The organism is Acinetobacter sp. WCHAc010034 (assembly GCF_001696615.3).
Lineage (GTDB): Bacteria > Pseudomonadota > Gammaproteobacteria > Pseudomonadales > Moraxellaceae > Acinetobacter.
Window position 1 is genome coordinate 778,177 of the sequence record NZ_CP032279.1, and the last position, 16,852, is coordinate 795,028.

Annotated in this window: 22 protein-coding genes and 1 tRNA gene; 9 read left to right on the forward strand and 14 right to left on the reverse strand. The window is 44.2% G+C overall.

All coding sequences use genetic code 11. The features are described from left to right. Nucleotides 1-35: 35 nt before the first annotated feature. From BEN74_RS05275 to BEN74_RS05335, 13 genes are all read right to left on the reverse strand, one after another. A complete protein-coding gene (locus BEN74_RS05275; protein ID WP_068911224.1) occupies nt 36-488 on the reverse strand; it encodes a phage virion morphogenesis protein in 453 nt (150 codons plus the stop codon). A 13-nt stretch (nt 489-501) separates the two neighbouring features. Next, complete coding sequence (locus BEN74_RS05280; protein WP_068911223.1) at nt 502-996, reverse strand: phage tail protein; 495 nt, start codon at nt 994-996, stop codon at nt 502-504. Then, nucleotides 980-1,231 carry an Rz1-like lysis system protein LysC gene (lysC, locus tag BEN74_RS19895; RefSeq protein WP_416240771.1) on the reverse strand — a complete coding sequence of 84 codons (252 nt, stop codon included), beginning with the start codon at nt 1,229-1,231 and terminating at the stop codon, nt 980-982. Before lysC ends, BEN74_RS05280 begins: the two co-directional genes overlap by 17 nt. Continuing rightward, nucleotides 1,116-1,535, reverse strand: a complete 420-nt coding sequence (locus BEN74_RS05290; protein WP_068911222.1) for a DUF2570 family protein — start codon at nt 1,533-1,535, stop codon at nt 1,116-1,118. The genes lysC and BEN74_RS05290 overlap by 116 nt, the downstream gene beginning before the upstream one ends. Next, nucleotides 1,532-2,386: an N-acetylmuramidase domain-containing protein gene (locus BEN74_RS05295; RefSeq protein ID WP_068911221.1), complete on the reverse strand. Its 855-nt coding sequence runs from the start codon at nt 2,384-2,386 to the stop codon at nt 1,532-1,534. Before BEN74_RS05295 ends, BEN74_RS05290 begins: the two co-directional genes overlap by 4 nt. Next, a complete protein-coding gene (locus tag BEN74_RS05300; RefSeq protein WP_068911220.1) occupies nt 2,383-2,655 on the reverse strand; it encodes a phage holin family protein in 273 nt (90 codons plus the stop codon). The genes BEN74_RS05295 and BEN74_RS05300 overlap by 4 nt, the downstream gene beginning before the upstream one ends. After that, nucleotides 2,652-3,002 (reverse strand): putative holin, encoded by a 351-nt coding sequence (locus BEN74_RS05305; RefSeq protein ID WP_068911336.1) that lies wholly within the window; start codon nt 3,000-3,002, stop codon nt 2,652-2,654. The genes BEN74_RS05300 and BEN74_RS05305 overlap by 4 nt, the downstream gene beginning before the upstream one ends. Nucleotides 3,003-3,009: 7 nt before the next feature. Beyond that, nucleotides 3,010-3,222: a tail protein X gene (locus tag BEN74_RS05310; RefSeq protein ID WP_086374273.1), complete on the reverse strand. Its 213-nt coding sequence runs from the start codon at nt 3,220-3,222 to the stop codon at nt 3,010-3,012. A 7-nt stretch (nt 3,223-3,229) separates the two neighbouring features. Continuing rightward, nucleotides 3,230-3,463: a hypothetical protein gene (locus BEN74_RS05315; RefSeq protein ID WP_086374272.1), complete on the reverse strand. Its 234-nt coding sequence runs from the start codon at nt 3,461-3,463 to the stop codon at nt 3,230-3,232. Then, nucleotides 3,460-3,909: a head completion/stabilization protein gene (locus tag BEN74_RS05320; RefSeq protein ID WP_068911219.1), complete on the reverse strand. Its 450-nt coding sequence runs from the start codon at nt 3,907-3,909 to the stop codon at nt 3,460-3,462. The genes BEN74_RS05315 and BEN74_RS05320 overlap by 4 nt, the downstream gene beginning before the upstream one ends. Nucleotides 3,910-4,029: 120 nt before the next feature. Next, on the reverse strand, nt 4,030-4,833 hold the full coding sequence (gene gpM, locus BEN74_RS05325; RefSeq protein WP_068911218.1) for a phage terminase small subunit: 804 nt from the start codon (nt 4,831-4,833) through the stop codon (nt 4,030-4,032). A gap of 4 nt (nt 4,834-4,837) precedes the next feature. Further along, nucleotides 4,838-5,842 carry a phage major capsid protein, P2 family gene (locus BEN74_RS05330; RefSeq protein WP_068911217.1) on the reverse strand — a complete coding sequence of 335 codons (1,005 nt, stop codon included), beginning with the start codon at nt 5,840-5,842 and terminating at the stop codon, nt 4,838-4,840. A gap of 42 nt (nt 5,843-5,884) precedes the next feature. Then, a complete protein-coding gene (locus tag BEN74_RS05335; RefSeq protein ID WP_068911216.1) occupies nt 5,885-6,733 on the reverse strand; it encodes a GPO family capsid scaffolding protein in 849 nt (282 codons plus the stop codon). Between the two features lie 185 nt (nt 6,734-6,918). Between BEN74_RS05335 and BEN74_RS05340 the strand changes: the two genes are divergently transcribed. Together BEN74_RS05340 and BEN74_RS05345 are read left to right on the forward strand one after the other, a co-directional pair. Further along, complete coding sequence (locus tag BEN74_RS05340) at nt 6,919-8,688, forward strand: terminase large subunit domain-containing protein (protein ID WP_068911334.1); 1,770 nt, start codon at nt 6,919-6,921, stop codon at nt 8,686-8,688. Next, nucleotides 8,685-9,746: a phage portal protein gene (locus BEN74_RS05345; protein WP_068911215.1), complete on the forward strand. Its 1,062-nt coding sequence runs from the start codon at nt 8,685-8,687 to the stop codon at nt 9,744-9,746. Before BEN74_RS05340 ends, BEN74_RS05345 begins: the two co-directional genes overlap by 4 nt. Nucleotides 9,747-10,589: 843 nt before the next feature. Here BEN74_RS05345 and BEN74_RS05350 read toward each other — a convergent pair. Continuing rightward, nucleotides 10,590-10,665, reverse strand: a tRNA-Arg gene (locus BEN74_RS05350). A 178-nt stretch (nt 10,666-10,843) separates the two neighbouring features. Between BEN74_RS05350 and BEN74_RS05355 the strand changes: the two genes are divergently transcribed. The 7 genes from BEN74_RS05355 to BEN74_RS05385 all read left to right on the forward strand — a co-directional run bounded on the left by BEN74_RS05355 (nt 10,844) and on the right by BEN74_RS05385 (nt 16,476). Then, nucleotides 10,844-11,779, forward strand: a complete 936-nt coding sequence (locus tag BEN74_RS05355; RefSeq protein ID WP_068911332.1) for an ABC transporter ATP-binding protein — start codon at nt 10,844-10,846, stop codon at nt 11,777-11,779. Beyond that, entirely contained in the window at nt 11,776-12,549 is a 774-nt protein-coding gene (locus tag BEN74_RS05360) for an ABC transporter permease (RefSeq protein ID WP_068911214.1), read from the forward strand. The genes BEN74_RS05355 and BEN74_RS05360 overlap by 4 nt, the downstream gene beginning before the upstream one ends. Continuing rightward, nucleotides 12,549-13,364, forward strand: coding sequence for an NADPH-dependent 7-cyano-7-deazaguanine reductase QueF (gene queF / locus BEN74_RS05365; protein ID WP_068911213.1), 816 nt, complete (start codon nt 12,549-12,551; stop codon nt 13,362-13,364). The genes BEN74_RS05360 and queF overlap by 1 nt, the downstream gene beginning before the upstream one ends. Nucleotides 13,365-13,390: 26 nt before the next feature. Beyond that, nucleotides 13,391-14,041: a hypothetical protein gene (locus BEN74_RS05370; protein WP_068911212.1), complete on the forward strand. Its 651-nt coding sequence runs from the start codon at nt 13,391-13,393 to the stop codon at nt 14,039-14,041. A gap of 125 nt (nt 14,042-14,166) precedes the next feature. After that, nucleotides 14,167-14,346, forward strand: coding sequence for a hypothetical protein (locus tag BEN74_RS05375; protein WP_162898142.1), 180 nt, complete (start codon nt 14,167-14,169; stop codon nt 14,344-14,346). Nucleotides 14,347-14,577: 231 nt separating this feature from the next. Continuing rightward, nucleotides 14,578-15,579: a lytic murein transglycosylase B gene (gene mltB, locus BEN74_RS05380; RefSeq protein ID WP_068911210.1), complete on the forward strand. Its 1,002-nt coding sequence runs from the start codon at nt 14,578-14,580 to the stop codon at nt 15,577-15,579. Nucleotides 15,580-15,864: 285 nt separating this feature from the next. After that, nucleotides 15,865-16,476, forward strand: coding sequence for a septal ring lytic transglycosylase RlpA family protein (locus BEN74_RS05385; protein WP_068911209.1), 612 nt, complete (start codon nt 15,865-15,867; stop codon nt 16,474-16,476). Nucleotides 16,477-16,852 lie beyond the last annotated feature (376 nt).

Sequence of the window (16,852 nt, forward strand, 5' to 3'; positions counted from 1 at the left end):
GGTTGCTGTTGTATTTAGGCTTTTTACAACTCATTTTATGGCTTGACTGACAGGTAATCTAAGACATCGTTTTCGATCATTTTTATTTCTTCATCAGTAAAGCCCAGCAGTTCCCGGCTGTCATATTTTACGGTTGGACCATCACGGTCGACCTTGTCCCTTAAACCGAACTGGTGAACCCGGGCAATAAAGGCCACCCGACCAGCAAAGCCAATGGCTATGCCCTGGGCTGTTCTTTCCATGCGCATGTATTTGGCACTTTTGATGACATTGAACATTTTATTTTTTATTTTGTTTTTTTTGTCGCGCAGGCGGTTTTTCCGTGGCACATATGTACTGCCATCCGGATTTTTCTGTTTGGTAATACGCGACTTTTGTGATGCTCGAAGTTTACGGGCAATATGCATTTCCAGCTTACGTCGTTCAGCATCACTGAGCTGATGTAACATTGCGCCCAGGTGTTCTGTCAGTAATTCTAAATCTGCCATAGCTTCACCAATTTTATGGTCCAGGTGAAGCTGAAGTCCAGGATGCTAGTACTTCACCAGTCGCGTTGTCGATAAGCTGCATCGGCTGTGAATCCAAAGGTGTTTCATACTGAGGTTCAGCCGGGAAACTGACATTTAATGTTCCATCAGGCTGGCGTTTTACAATGACACGTTCAGTCACAGGAAAAGTCAGCGATAGATCTACGGTATCATTGTTTAAAATTACCGTTTCAAATTTGAAAGCTTCTTTGTTTTTGTCCAGGTTAATGAGCAGTTCAGACTGGTTGACACGTACCCAGTCCAGTAGCGGAATCATGACAGCATCTAAATCCCCGGCATATTCAGTCAGAATGAAATTAAGGTCATAGACGTATTCAAAAGAAAGACCGCTCACACCGGTGCAACGGACATTGCCTTTGTCGGTAAAAATCAGCATGCGTTCTGGATCCCGCTGCAGTTCTTTGACTGCAGCAAGGATATGACTACGAAGGCTATCGGGCTTTTTCATTTTGTTGTTCCTGTATCTTGATGACTGAATCAACTTTTGCAGCGCAAAGTGCCCTGGCCAGTTCTGTGGTTTCTAATGCAAAAATTAAATCTTCATTGGTTTGAATATTTAATAAAGGCTTATTGCACCTGGTCAGAACCGGATAAAGCGGAGTGGACCACGTTTGTTGCACCGGTGTTGTTGAACAAGCTACGAATAGCATCGGGCACAGGCTGACTAGCCCAAGTTTTAGCATCCTGGTCATGGTTTAAAATCTCTTTAATCGTGATTTTTCGTTGTTCTGAATTCAGCTGCAGTTCATCCTGAAATTCTTGCAGGTCGGAAATAGCTTGAGCCTGGCTAGTGATCTGCTCCTTGATATTGGCAATGTTCCTATTTTGAGCATCAATAAGATCCTGCTTTTCAGTTAGCGTGGTTTCTAACTGGCCAACTTTTTGCTGCAGATGGATATAATGCTGAAATGCGAAATACAGACATAAAAAACAGAGCAAAGCTAAGATCGGCTTTACAAATGGTTTGAGGATAACTAAGGCATTCATGCTGCTTTTCGCTCCCCATAGATCGGTTCTAGATGATCCCATTCTTTCTGGAACTTCGCCTGATAGCCTAGTTTTTTATAGCTTTGGCCATTGTACAGGGTGAATACAGCTTCCCAGTTTTCTGCACGCAGCGCATCAAGAAGTGTAACTTTTTTGCCATTTACGGTACCGGTTTTCCATTCAATAAAACGGATAAAGGCTTCCAGCTGCAGGGATTCATTGGCCTGCATCTGTTCTACAAATTCAAATACCGAGCTATAACCGAGTTCTTTCCAGTTTTCGCCCATGATCTGGAATTGACCCCAGCTGCATGACATTAAAGCTGCTTCCGGACAGATATTCTTTGCAAGACTTAAACGTGTGTATTCAGCTTCATTACCTTTATAGCCACCGGTGGCAGTATTGACCAGGTTTGGATACTGCTTCATCTGGGCATTGGCAAATGTTTTACCTTTGAGCTGCACCAGGTAGTGATACATGCGGTGACGTTCAAACAGGATTTTGGCCTTGCCATTTTTCAGGAAACCGACACCACGACCTTCAGTTGCACCAAATACCCGGATGGCCAGTTCAGAAACGTTTAGGCGTTTTGCAGCTGCTGTGTAGTCACTATCTTTTAAAAACTTGGAAACGTTTTGGCCAGCCAGTGCTGCCCGGGTTTTATCCCCGACTTTACCGTCGGCCAGAATGCCGACACTTTTCTGAAACTGCAGTACTGCATATTCAGTATTGACACCAAAGTCGCCATCCGGCTTTAAGGCTTTGCCATCTTTGGCTTTAAAACCCAGGCTGATGAGTTGCTTTTGTATGCTGACGACAGCATCGCCACGGGCACCAAATTTAATAATCATGCCGGACTCCAGATCAGTTTGGCAACATTGCCTTTGGTTTTATAGATGAGTACAGCCAGCAGAGCAGCAAAGAATGCGTCCCAGATGGTGACCGGATCTTTAAAAAACAGGATATGTACGGTTTGCCCCATACATGCAGCAATGAGCATGGCTGCAAGCCATGCATAGCCACGATGAAAGTCTGATCCGTTGCGGTTATAGCAAATGATGCGAAATGCACAGAACAGATATGCAATCAGGGCAATAAACTGGAATAGATGTTCAATCATGAGGATCCCCCATTTCTAAATGCTTTCCACATTTCAGATAGCTTGGTTTTCTTCACCCAATCCACGGCTTTAACCAAGATAAAAAGTGAAAATGTTGATGTAATTAAGGCAGCCGTTGCATCACTGGTAATCATGGTTCGGCTGGTAATTTCTGGTGCAAGCAGATATCCAATTCCGGTTGATAAGAGCATGGTACGAAGACGCTGCCAGCCATTTAAGTCTTTTTCATAAGTGGCAATGAAAGCTGCTCCGAGTACTGCCCCCAGCATCGCGTCCCCATTAATAAAAGGAAGAAATGCCATTGCGCTTAATCCGGCAACTGTTGCTGTTGTGGTTGGTTCTGCCATATTTTTATTAATCCCATAGCTGGATGGTTTGTTTAATTTGTTGTGATGTTTCGATATCTGGCAGAAAGACTTCAGTGCCCATTGGAAGAAAAGGTCCAAGCGCAGCAAGTTCTGGATTGGCTTCAAGTACTTTTTCCACCACTCCGGAACTTCTGCCATATTCTCTCCAGCAGATCGCATCGACGGTGTCGTATTGCAGGGCATTGATAGTTTTGGCCATAAGTCATCTATTCCTTACAATCCAAGCTTTCTTCAATTCTGATTTCGCACTCATATAATGTCGGATTAATACCTTGTGAATTTGGTACGATTCTGGATTCAGCTTTTAAGCAACTGTGGGTCAGATCAAGACCTAGTTCTGTTGCTACTTTTTCAAGTGCAAGTCGTTCTAATTCACGTTGTTCAAATCTGTAGGTATGTGTACGCTTATGGGTCTCGACCGATGAGATTTTCATTTTCATATCAATTCCACCACGGTATGGTTTTCACCCAGTAATTGCTGAATGGCCCATTGCTTATTTCGTCTGTAATCGTCGACTGTGCATTCCGCCTGTTCGGCCTTTTTTGCTCCTGAATTTGAACTGTCATAATTACGGTAGTTCTCATTCACTTTGGCTGCGACACCATTGGCCACTGCAGACAGATACAGATAATCGGTTTCTGGTTGATTGTTAATTTGAGTCGTTGATAAATCGGATAGCTGAGCTGCCTGGTCTTTTAAACTTTTGAGCAGTCGATTGACGTCGATGACTTCTTCAATGATGACTTGCTGGAGCCTGGCATTTGTGACTGCCCCATCGATTCTGACGACTTCACGGATGTGATCCAGAACAACATCCGGATAAAACGGGTCACTCTTGATGATGACCTGGCTTGGTGTGTTATTGCCATTTGCGACAAACCCCATGATGTCCCCTGCCGTTGTTTTTATTGAATATTTAGTGCACGGGTGGGAACAATGGTTTTAATGAGTATTACAATGTAATGACATCACCATTGTTCGCCCATGCGGTGCGTGGGCACTCGGTTAATCCGCTTTTTGATCCGTTTCTTTTTGATCATTTGCGGGTTGTGAACTATCAGCATTCGCTGATGATTCGGTTTGTTCGACTTGCTGCGGTACAAACTTTTTCAACAATGTTTCCACTGTTTTTAAATCCTGTTTACCACCACATTTTTCATCTAGTTCAATTGCCCGTTCAAGATAAGCCTGGGCATCTTGAGCGAATGCAAGATCGGACTGACTAGGTTCATCTTTACTTTCGATCAATTTGATTTTGGCTTTACCCAGTGCGACAAAAAGTTTTGCTTTGACCTGGTCTGGCATATCCAAAACTTTGGCATCGATATCCGTTCGAATAACAATTTTTTCGAGCTGCTGAAGTACTGCGATATCAACTTCTGCATTGGTCTTGAGCTGTTTCAAAAATGCATTGGCGATTTCTTCCGTCACCAAAGTTGCAGTTTTACGTTCAAAGCGGTCCGGCATGATCATGTTATGCACAAGTGCAAACTCAGCCATTTCTAAAGCTTTGGCATAATTTTCAACATCAATACACCAGACCAGAACGGTCATGAATACAACGTCTTGAACAGATTTATTGGCTTCAATAATTCCGTCTATATACGGTAAATATGTTGGTACCAATGCTTTTTTAAGCTGGATTTTCGCTTCAGTAGACTGGATCTGCTTTAAGCGGTGGCGGTCATTATTGAGCTGGGCAAGCTGCAATTCATAAAAGGACTGCTCTTGCATGGTGCCGAATTCAGCAGCCGTTTCGGCTGCTGCTTTAGCACTGTGTTTCATGAAATGTTGACGTGCTAATGACATAGGCTTACACCGATTCGATGTTTTCTGCTAATGCAGCAAGACCTAGATCTTCGATGTAGTAATCTTCATTTGAAGATTCATAGTTTTCGATCTGGTCACGTTTCGGGTTGTCGATGACAGTACGACGACGAGCACCTTCCTGGACGTAAATTGACAGGTTGTCGAAAGTCGTTACTAGGATGGTACCTTCAGGGAAGAATGGCACTGCATAAACAGGCAAATTCCCCATACGTTTTTGACTAATGATGAGGTCAGCTGCTAGTTTTTCAGAGTTATCCTGCTCTTTGTTAACCAGAGGGAAATACTTGTCTGAAACTGTTTTACGGTTACACAGTACAACCAGATCCGGATTGTCCTGGTGAACTTCATCAATCAGTTCACTGACCATATCCATGACTAAGGCATCGACATTGTGATAGTCACCAGTTGCGCCAATGGTAATTTTTCCTACTGTTGCACCAGATGACATGACACGCGCAGCGTTTTCTTCACGCATTTTTTGCAGCCAGCCTTTGTTGACGTCCTGCAACTTAGGATTGGCAACAATATCCGTGGTAGCTGCATGAGAAGTACCATTAAAGCCGATCATGATACGGTCAAGGCCTTGACGTTTCTGGATTTGACCAGAAAAACGTGCATAAAAGTCTTTGAACTTCGCCCACTGGTCCAATTTTGCGTATTTGATGGCTGTATCAAAGTTGGTTTGACGGCAGAAATAGAAACGCTCATCCATTGATGACGGATCTACTGCCTGGCGGTCAGTGGTACCTGTATTGGTTCGCGATGCAATCGGACGGCTAATCCCTAGACCTACAGCTGAAGCAGACTGTTCTGGTACCACGAAAATATTAATTTTCTGCAAGAATGCAGAAGACAACTGGATTTTATCTTCTAGTGTTTGTTGGACTGAGGGTTCAACATTGAACTTTTGAGAGACTTTTTCAACGTTGTTCAGTTTAGCCAGTTGTTTCATGGCTGCGTTATATTTAAAACGTGTTTCGTTACGCATGATATGTACTCTTTTAATGCTGGTAAGGGCTAGCGAACTGAATTAGCAATCAACAACTTCATTGAAATTAGAATTGCCAGATTTAGGACGTGGGTCAGTATCCGGTTCACTGTCCAGCTTGCTTTTCAATTCGTTGAAGTCTTGTTTGAGCTGCTCATGCTCGGTATTTAAGGTATTGAAATCATTCTCAAGTTTTGAAACAGCTTGGCCTTGGTTTGCTGTTTCCTGAGCGATTTCAACAATGGCTTGTTCTTGTTCAGAAAAATATTCCGCAGACTTCTTCTCTGTTTGTTCTTGTTTTGAGAATAGTTTTTTGACTTTATCTAGTAAGCCTGCGGAATAGGATTGCGGCTCTTTCACTTCTTCAAATTCAAGAGTGACTTCTTGAGCTGCAGTAAACAGGTTTTCTGGACGTTGCTTTTTGTCAGCAAATGGATTTACTTTTGCACCGGCTGCGAACTGAAGCATTTCGGTACCCAATGATGCTGGACTGTCAGTTACAGCAAGACCAATAAGATATGCTGAACCTTTATTGGCAAAATTTTCATCAACTTCGATTGATGTATAGACTTTTTGTTTTTTCTTATTCAGTTCGATCAGACTTTGCGTCGGTTCGATCTGTGCAAACAGTGCATCTTTTTCTTCACCATCAATAGTGACTTTTTCAGTTTTTAATGCCAGGACATCACCATAAGCACCAAAAATACCGTCAGGAAAAACGCTACGGAAATGCTCAATATTGATACGAGCACCATAGGTGTCTGGATTATAGTTTTGCGCCATTTGGATAATCCAATCGGCTTGAATTTCACGACCGTCGGTCGTGTCACCCGCTACAGCAATACGAAACCATTTCGATTTGTATTTCTTGTCTTTGTTGTCTTTGCTCATTTGCAAACCTATTCGTTAATTATGAACGGATAAAAATCACGATTTTGAATAGGTGCAGAATGGGCAATGATGAGTAATACAGGCAATTGGAAGCTGTTGTATTAAGGCTTTTTACAACTTGGTCAGACTGATAATTAAGCCTTGTACTGCCAATGTTTGCACATTAAAGCAAACAGCAAATGGCAATGAATGACCTATCCCCTATAGCAAATTTGCATCTGATTATGGACAACAAACTTAAAGCCAAGTTCTTGTATTGGCTTGGGTGGAAGATTGTCGATATTGCAGAAGTACTCAATGAAAATGAACGTACAGTTCAGGCATGGAAAACACGTGAAGACTGGGAAAAAGAGAAACCCGAAAATCGTGTCGAGAATGCCCTGTCTCTACGTTTAATGATGCTCATTCTTAAAAATAAAAAGACATCTGGCGACATTAAAGAAATTGATGTGTTGATGCGGGCTTATAAAGAGTTTGCCCGAATTGAAAAATATCGCAACGATGGTACCGAAGCTGATCTGAACCCAGAGCTCCGCAAGCGTAATACAGCACCACGTAAAAAAGTTCCCAATTCGTTTACTGAAGAAGACATTGAAAATCTAGTCATTGCCTTTGAAGAAGGTCTATTTGAGTACCAATGGAATTGGTACCGAGCCATTGACCAACGCTCTCGTGTAATTTTAAAAAGCCGGCAGATTGGTGCCACTTATTACTTTGCCCGGGAGGCTCTGATTGATGCCTTAAAAACTGGACGAAATCAGATTTTTCTGTCTGCTTCAAAAGCCCAGGCACATATTTTCAAACATTACATTAAAGCCTTTGCAGCAGATGTTTGCGGTGTTGAACTGACTGGGGATCCTATTGTCCTTCCGAATGGTGCTGAACTTTTATTCCTGGGAACAAACTACCGTACCGCCCAGGGGCATCACGGTAATTTCTATTTCGATGAATTTTTCTGGACTCATGGATTCAATGAACTGGAAAAAGTTGCTTCGGCAATGGCCCTGCATAAAAAGTGGCATAAAACCTATTTCTCTACACCGTCCACGATTACCCATGAAGCCTACGGATTTTGGACTGGTGCCCGGTTCAATAAAGGTCGTCCCAAAGATAAGCAAGTTACTATAGATGTCTCACATGAATCATTGAAAAAAGGCAGGCTTTGCGAAGATAAAATCTGGCGTCAGATTGTCACCATCCTGGATGCTGAAGAAGGCGGATGTGATTTATTTAATATTGATGACCTTCGTTTTGAATACTCTGCAGAAGACTTCCAGAACTTATTGATGTGCGAGTTTGTGGATGATGGCCAATCCATGTTCCCACTCAATATGCTGATGCATTGCATGGTCGACAGTTTGGAACTTTGGTCAGATTTCAAGATATGGCATACACGTCCATTTGCAAACAAGCCTGTCTGGGTTGGATATGATCCGGCTTTAAGTGGTGACAATGCCGGGCTAGTCGTACTTGCTCCGCCAGCTGTTGCCGGTGGTAAGTTCCGAGTCCTAGAACGTCATCAATTTAAAGGCGATGACTTTGCTCAACAAGCTGAACATATTCGCAGTATCACTAAACGTTACAACGTCACATATATCGGGATTGATACGACAGGTATGGGGGTTGGTGTCGCAGAGCTGGTTCGACAATTCTTCCCTGCAGTTCATGCCTTTAAGTATTCACCAGAAGTTAAGGCCCAGCTCGTCTATAAAACCTTAGATGTCATCCGCAATGGACGACTTGAATATGATGCAGGCGATAAAGACCTGACCCAGTCATTAATGAGCATAAAAAAAACAATGACAGCCAGTCAAACACAAATCACTTTCACTGCCGGACGTTCAGAAGAAATTGGTCATGCAGATCTCGCATGGGCACTGATGCATGCAATTTATAACGAACCACTGGCCGGTATAACAGAAACAAATACTTCCGTATTGGAGATTTATTCATGAACCCTTTTTCAACAGCTAAAAGTTTAATGAACACAGCCTTAAACTTTTTACCGCAACCTTTGCAGCAAGCTATTCCACAAAAGACCGAAGCATTTTCATTTGGTGATGCAGTACCAGTATTGGATGGCCATGATTTATCAAATTATATGGAATGCTGGTTCAATGGCCGTTGGTATGAACCGCAAGTGAGCCTGGAAGGATTATCCAAAAGCTGGAAGTCCACGCCATATTTGAGTAGTGGAATCATTTTTAAGCGTAACTTCCTGGCCAATTTGTTTAAGCCCCATCCCCGCATGAGCCGGCAGTCATTTGAACAAGTCGCATTGGATTTTATCTGGTGTGGAAATACTTACGTTGAAGATGTACGTTCACGACTTGGGAATACAATTGAATTTAAACCGGCATTGGCAAAGTACACTCGTGCTGGAGAACATAAAGGACAATACTTTTATTTAGATCAAGGTCATCGTGGGTATACAGAATATGAGTTCCCTCAAGACCGTATTTGTCAGATCCGAGAGACAGATATTGATCAGGAAATTTATGGTACACCAGAATATATTTCGGCTTTACAAAGTGCCTGGCTAAATGAATCAGCGACATTGTTCCGTCGCAAGTACTACAACAACGGATCTCATGCCGGGTTCATTCTTTATGTGAATGACCCTGCCAGTGATCCAAACGACATCACTGCCCTGCGTACTGCTTTAAAAGAAAGTAAAGGTCCTGGAAACTTCCGTAATCTTTTTTATTACAGTCCTAATGGTAAAAAGGATGGTATCCAAGTTATTCCGACTTCAGAAATTGCTGCAAAGGATGACTTCACGAATATTAAATCCATTACCCGAGATGACACACTTGCTGCACTACGGATCCCACCGCAGCTGATGGGAATTGTACCGAGCAATGCCGGTGGCTTTGGTGATATTAAATCTGCAACTGAAGTTTTTTATCATAATGAAATTGTTCCGCTTCAATCACGCTTGCTGCAGTTCAATGAATGGGCCGGTGATGAAGTAATTAAGTTCAAAGAGTATGGATTAATTCAATCTAAATAAATTTCAGATTTAAAATCTAAAATTAAGCCTGCGATTGCAGGCTTTTTTATTGTCTTAAGCACAAATGAGAAGTATTCCCAACTGTACTGACCATACCATAGCCCCGCGCAGTTGCCCCACCCCACCTGCCCGCTCTAAATGTGTCTGATTTACTGCGGAGCCAAGCAAAGTTGAAATCAAAGCCAAGGCAGGCCGTTACTACTATCTTTCAAGGCTTAGGCTAATTTTTTAATACTGCATTTCACTACGAAATATGATTTTTCAGAAAAGACAAAAACAAATATTTCACCGACCTTATTACGAGCACATCAATGGATACTTTCAAAACCTATAAGGACATAAAAATGTATTTTTCTAGATAGTGGACATCGATTGAAGTAATAAAGTAATAAGTGTTTTTAAGTAATTGAATTTAAATAATTAAATACATTACTTTTAAAGGTAATTTTTTGTAATTTTTGAAGTAATATTTTTTAAGTTATTGATTTTATTGAAGTGAAATATTTATAAATATCACCTTTTTTCACAGTAATAAATTACTTAAATATTACCTCTAAATTACTTTTTAAAAACTCTATAAGTTATTGTATTAAATATGATTATATAAAAATATTACTTTATTACTTCAAAAAAACGATAGTCCCTAAATATTTTTTAATTTCTATAAATGAGGGGTTTTATATGTTTTTCACTCGATTCTTTTCATTTTCATGGGAATGAGTTGGGAATTAATCAGTCATTCACTCGTACATTAATGTGATCATTAAATAAGGGATTTATAAGCCTTCCCTTTGAAAATCAATTAATTGCTTGCTGCTGATCTTCTTTACACATTCGAGAATTTGGTGCGCCCAGCGGGACTCGAACCCACGCCACAGGCTTCGGAGACCTGTACTCTATCCAGTTGAGCTATGAGCGCGCGAGCACATCATATCAAAAAAATCAGCAAGGTAAAGTATCTATATAGAAGTATGTCATTTTTATGCTCATCCTTTATACAATGTTCCAGTTTTGCAACGCAGAATTCCCGGTGAATTGCTTGGTTTATTCCGCCAGATCGCTCACAATACTCATATTATTCACCGGGCGAGATGTTCATGACTGATGCATTGATGTTGAAAGATTTGTCGAAAACCTATAAAAACGGCTTTCAGGCGCTTCAGGGGATCAATCTGACTGTGCCTGAAGGCGAGTTTTATGCGCTTTTAGGCCCAAATGGCGCAGGCAAGTCAACCACCATCAGCATTATCAGCTCTTTAACCAAAAAGACTTCCGGCACTGTCGAAATTTTTGGCCATAACTTAGACACCCATCCCTCTCAGGCCAAGCAGTGCTTAGGGGTCGTGCCTCAGGAATTCAACTTCGGCCAGTTTGAAAAAACTTTTGATATTTTAGTCACGCAGGCCGGCTACTACGGCATTCCTAAAAAAATCGCGGAACAGCGCGCCGAAGCCTATTTGGAAAAACTCGGCCTGTGGGACAAGCGCGCAGTGCAGGCGCGCATGCTGTCCGGCGGCATGAAGCGCCGCCTCATGATTGCCCGCGCCATGATGCATGAGCCTAAGCTGCTGATCCTAGATGAGCCTACTGCCGGCGTAGACATCGAGCTGCGCCGCTCAATGTGGGACTTCCTGATAGAAATGAACAATAAAGGCACATCAATCATTCTGACCACGCACTATCTGGAAGAAGCCGAAATGCTGTGCCGGCGCATTGCGATCATTGACCGCGGCGTAATTAAGGAAGACACCAGCATGAAAAGCTTCCTGAACCAGCTGAGCGAAGAATCCTTTATTTTCGATTTGGCCGCGCCGATTGCGCCGCTGAAGCTGGACATTATCGGCATGCGCTTCAATTTAATTGATCCGGTTACGCTAGAAGTCACGATGGATAAGGCCCACACCCTGAATCAGCTGTTTCAGCTGCTGGAGGCGCAAGGCGTGCAGGTGCGCAGCATGCGCAACAAATCCAACCGGCTGGAAGAGCTGTTTGTCAAAATGGTGGAAAAAAATCTTGAGGGCGCTGCGCAATGAATTTCAATCAGCTGAAAATCGCCCTGTATACCCTTGTTCATAAAGAAATCCGCCGCTTCATGCGCATCTGGCCGCAAACCCTGCTGCCGCCCGCTATCACCATGAGCCTGTACTTTGTGATTTTCGGCAATCTGGTCGGTTCGCGCATTGGGCAAATGGGCGGCTTTACCTATATGCAGTTCATTGTGCCCGGCCTGATCATGATGGCGGTGATTACCAACAGCTACGCCAACGTATCTTCCAGCTTTTTCAGCGCAAAATTTCAAAAGAGCATTGAAGAGCTGATCATGAGCCCGGTGCCTTTGCATGCTATATTATGGGGCTATGTCTTAGGCGGGGTCTGCCGCGGCATGCTGGTCGGCATTATTGTTACGGCAATGAGCTTGTTTTTTACCGACCTGCATATCACCAACTGGTTTGTGACCATATATACGGTACTGGTGACTTCCCTGCTGTTTTCACTGGGCGGGCTCATCAATGGCGTTTATGCCAAATCATTTGATGATATTTCGATTATCCCTACTTTTGTGCTGACACCGCTGACCTATTTAGGCGGCGTGTTTTACGCAATTTCCGCCTTAAGCCCATTTTGGCAAAACTTATCCCTAATCAACCCCATTGTGTATATGGTCAACGCTTTCCGCTACGGCATTTTAGGCCACAGCGATGTCAATGTCGGCATTTCACTGGGAGTGGTTACTTTATGCTGCGCGGCGCTGTACTGCGCGGCTTACTATTTACTTTCTCGTGGTTCAGGAATGCGTGAATAATGAGTGTAGAACATTCTCTTTTAGGTAAAGACACCAATTACCCGACAGAATATCAGCCCGGTATTCTGTTCCCTATCGCGCGCGCTCAGGCGCGTGAACAGTATGCGCAGGTTGAAGGCATTCAGCAGGGCAAGGACTGGTGGCATGTCTTTGAAATTTCATGGCTGAATGCTGCCGGCATGCCGCAGGTGGCAATTGGCCGCCTAACCCTGCCGGCTTCGTCCCCCAACCTGATCGAATCAAAATCCCTGAAGCTCTACTTCAACAGCATGAACTTCACCCGGTTTGACTCGCAGGAAGCCTTTATCGCCACTGTGGAAAAAGACCTGTCCGCCGCTGCGCAGGCGCCTGTGGCGATTGAGCTGATTCAGGCCGACGCATTGGCTGTTTCGCAGCCGGAAGGCATCTGCATTGATGAGCTGACGCCGGAGCGCCTGGCCAGCCATCCTGATGCAGCTTTGCTGAAGCTGGATGATGAAAATGCAGAACACACTGAAATCCAGCTGTACTCGCATTTGCTCAGAAGCAACTGCCCGGTGACCGGACAGCCCGACTGGGGCACTGTTTTTATCCGCTATCAGGGTAAAAAACCTTGTTATCGCAGTATTTTAGCTTATATTATTTCTTACCGTCAGCATAACGGCTTTCATGAGCAATGCGTAGAGCAGATTTATGCCGACATCTGGCAAAACCTGCAGCCGGAAAAGCTGATGGTTTATGCTGCCTATACGCGGCGCGGCGGTTTGGACATCAACCCTTGCCGCGTATCGGACTTAACATGGATGCCTCGCCCAATCCGGTTGGCGCGACAGTAAAAGAAAAACATTGAGGTTAAGAGACGATGCCGTTTTTTGGTTTTATTCCGACAGAAGATTTGCTTAACAGCATTCAGACCGGCCAGCAGAAGAAGAATTCCAGTGAGCCGCTTTATCCATTACGCGATAAAACTGCCTTGCTGATCAATGATGAAATCATTGATGCGACGATTCTTGGCCCAGTGCGGCTGTTCCCTGCCAGCGATAAGCGCGAAACTGCCGAAAAACTGGCGGGCTATGTCAAGTCCACTGTAGCGGTGCTGCTGAAGCAGCTGCTCAGCAAGTCATCCAATGAAGTGGTGAAGCAGTCCATCGAATTTTCTGAAAGAAGCTTATTTAAGGATGCAGCCGGCAGCTACCGCGTGGGCGAAGCACTGGACGCGGGCCTGGTGACTAATCTTAAAATGGCCTATGCCGAGATTAAAGCCGGCAACGACGTGAATAAGGCGGCTTTTGGCGAACTGTACAAGCAGTTTGCAGAATCTACCGTCCGCCACTTTATGAATGACTTTAATAAGACGCTGGATTTGGGCATGATTAAGCGCAAAGCTGCCGATATCGGCTCGGCAGCGGTGATTAAGGCCGTTCATATTGCGATTGACAAGATCTTCCCGAATTTAAGCAAAGAGGAATTGGGCGCGCTGGCAGAAGCGCATGATTCCATGTTCCATTCCTAAGCAGCTTTCGGCTGCAGGCTGCAGCCAGCTGTCTTATAAAAGCCGGACATAAACACTGTCCGGCTTTTTTATTGCGCAATCCTGCCGTTTCAGTATCCTGCCGATTTCAGCATATGGCCTCTTCAATGCATCTGCGCATTGCGCATCAGCAGGCTTTTCCTGCAGCCATTCCAATATTATGTTTTGACGCGGTTCAGCCCTCATCCGCGCTTTGCATGCAGGCTGCTGCAGAAGCTTATGCGCTTTGGCATTCCCGCACAATTCTGGCCATTTTTTCAGCTTTTTCCGGCAATATCGGCGCATAAACTGGCTTTAAGCCCGGCTGCTGCGCATAATATGTTTTGCTTTTAGTCAATCCTTGTCTATTTTTCTATAAGTTTTTGTTAACTTGCAAAGCATGAGTGTTATCTTAGGCGACTGCGCCATATGACTTATAATCAAAGCATTTTTTAATGCTTTTACATCTTCCTGCAGCTTTTAGCGCCTTACTGTCTCATCAGACATGTATTGATAATAATTTTGGAACACAGCCCGATATGTTAAAACGCCATCTGTATAAAAAATTTAAAATGCTTGCCATAGCGCTTGGATCTTTTTATGCAAGCAGCTTCTGCCAAGCCAATGACTTTCAAAACAGCCCGCAATATTTCAGCTTTAAGCAGAAAACCATGCAGACTTACGGCCTAAGCGCCGAACAGGTTGACTGGGCGATGAATGGCGCAAAAAATGTACCCAACATTATAAACATTATGAACCGCCCGGGCGAAAGCAAGCCTTGGTACGCTTACAAAACCAATTTTCTGGCGGAAAGCACCATTCAGCGCGGCGTGCGCTTTAAGCAGCAGTACGCGGACACACTGAACCGCGCAGAGCAGCAGTTTGGCGTTCCGCAGTCCATCATCTTAGGCATTTTAGGCGTAGAAACCGGCTATGGCGCCAACAAAGGCTCTTTTGTCACCCGCGATGCGCTGGCAACCTTGGGTTTTGGCTACGAACGCCGCGCGCAGTACTTTCAGGATGAACTGTCCGCATTGATTGCCTGGTCATATCAGGATGGCATAGCAGCCAATTCTGTGGTCGGCTCCTATGCCGGCGCAATCGGCTATCCGCAGTTCATGCCCAGCAATATTCCTAAATTCGGCGTAGATTACGACAGCAACGGCCATATTGACCTGAGAAATTCCGCCGTCGATGCGATCGGCTCTATCGCCAACTACCTTGCGCAGCATGGCTGGCAGCGCGATCAGCCGATTGCCTTCGCCGCGCGCTATGCCGGCAGCAATACTGAATCGGTGATTGCTGCCGACTTAACCCAGCCTGTGCCCTATGGCGAGCTGAAGGCCAAAGGCATTACGCCGTTGAATCCTATTGTAAAAATAGATGATCTGGATTTGGTCAATGTCATCCAGCTGCAAGACAGCTACGGGCCGATTTACTACATCACTTACCCTAATTTTCAGGTCATCACCACCTACAATAAAAGCCGCATGTACGCTACTGCGCTGTGGCTTTTAGGGACTGAAGTTGCCAGCCGATAAGGCTGGTAATTTCCTGCAAAGCAGAAAAGTCAATAAAAAAATCCAGCAAAAAGCGCACAAAAACGGCTTTTTATATATTTTGTTACATTATTGATTATTTTTTAACCAATTATTGTTAATTTTATGTCCGTTTTTAATCTATTTTAATTAAATGCTAGACAGCCTATTGAGTGCATGAATATTATCCATTTCGTCAAATGTAGTTGCAAAAGTGAAATAACAGGCAAGTTTGCATGAATTTCAAATACTTGAAAGCCACGTCAAAATGCCCTTGGGAGATAAACATTGCAGTCATCAATTCTTAAATATGTCTTAGCAGCCGCCGCGGCAGTTGCCCTAAGCCAATCGCAAGCCGAAATGGTTCAGTCATCATTCAGCAATGATAATGACAATTCCCGCCTTGCAGCGCGCGCTTTAAACAAAGAAGCGCAAAGCTTTAATTCAAACTTTAAAAACCTCAGCAGCCTTTCAATCACTGAGCGTTCTGGCGATAAAATCCGCCGCGAAACCATTGCTGCTAAAATTGAAATTCCTCAAAATGAGCCTTCAGTGATTGAAAAGTTGAATACTGTTGCGTCCAATACCGTTCGCCGCTTCAGCCAAACCGGCACAGCGTCATGGTATGGCCGCCAGTTCCATGGCCGTAAAACCGCCAGCGGCGACACTTTCGACATGAATGGCCTGACCGCCGCTCACCGCAGCCTGCCGCTGAACTGCTTTATCCGCGTTACCAACCGCAACAACGGCAAAAGCGTTGTGGTGAAAGTCAATGACCGCGGCCCGTTCCACGGCAACCGTGTGCTGGATCTGTCCTACGGTGCTGCCAAGCAATTGGGCATCACCAATTCAGGCACAGCAAACGTCAATATTGAACGCGTTGACGGCCCGAACTCTTAAGCCTATTTGCTTTGCATGCATTTGACGCTGAAAAGCCGCTATAAGCGGCTTTTTTATTTCCAGGCGGATTGCCCTGCGGAATACAGCGTCCAGAATGCAGCGCCGTTTTGCCTACTGACGGCGGCGCGCTTAATGCGCGGCTTGATTTATCCCTGCTGCGGATGGCAGCTTAGGCTGATTCCAGCCTTGCCGGCTGGCTCAAGCCTCATCCTGCACGGTGCATTTTGGCTTGAATCAGCCCATTTCAGCGCCATAAAATCAGGCAGAAAAAGCCCTCTTTCTTCAAATCCCTCTATTTACTCCAGATTTGCGCCATTTGGCGCATAAATAAAAAACCAGGCAAACGCACAGCAAAGCATAAAACCGGCCAAAAAAC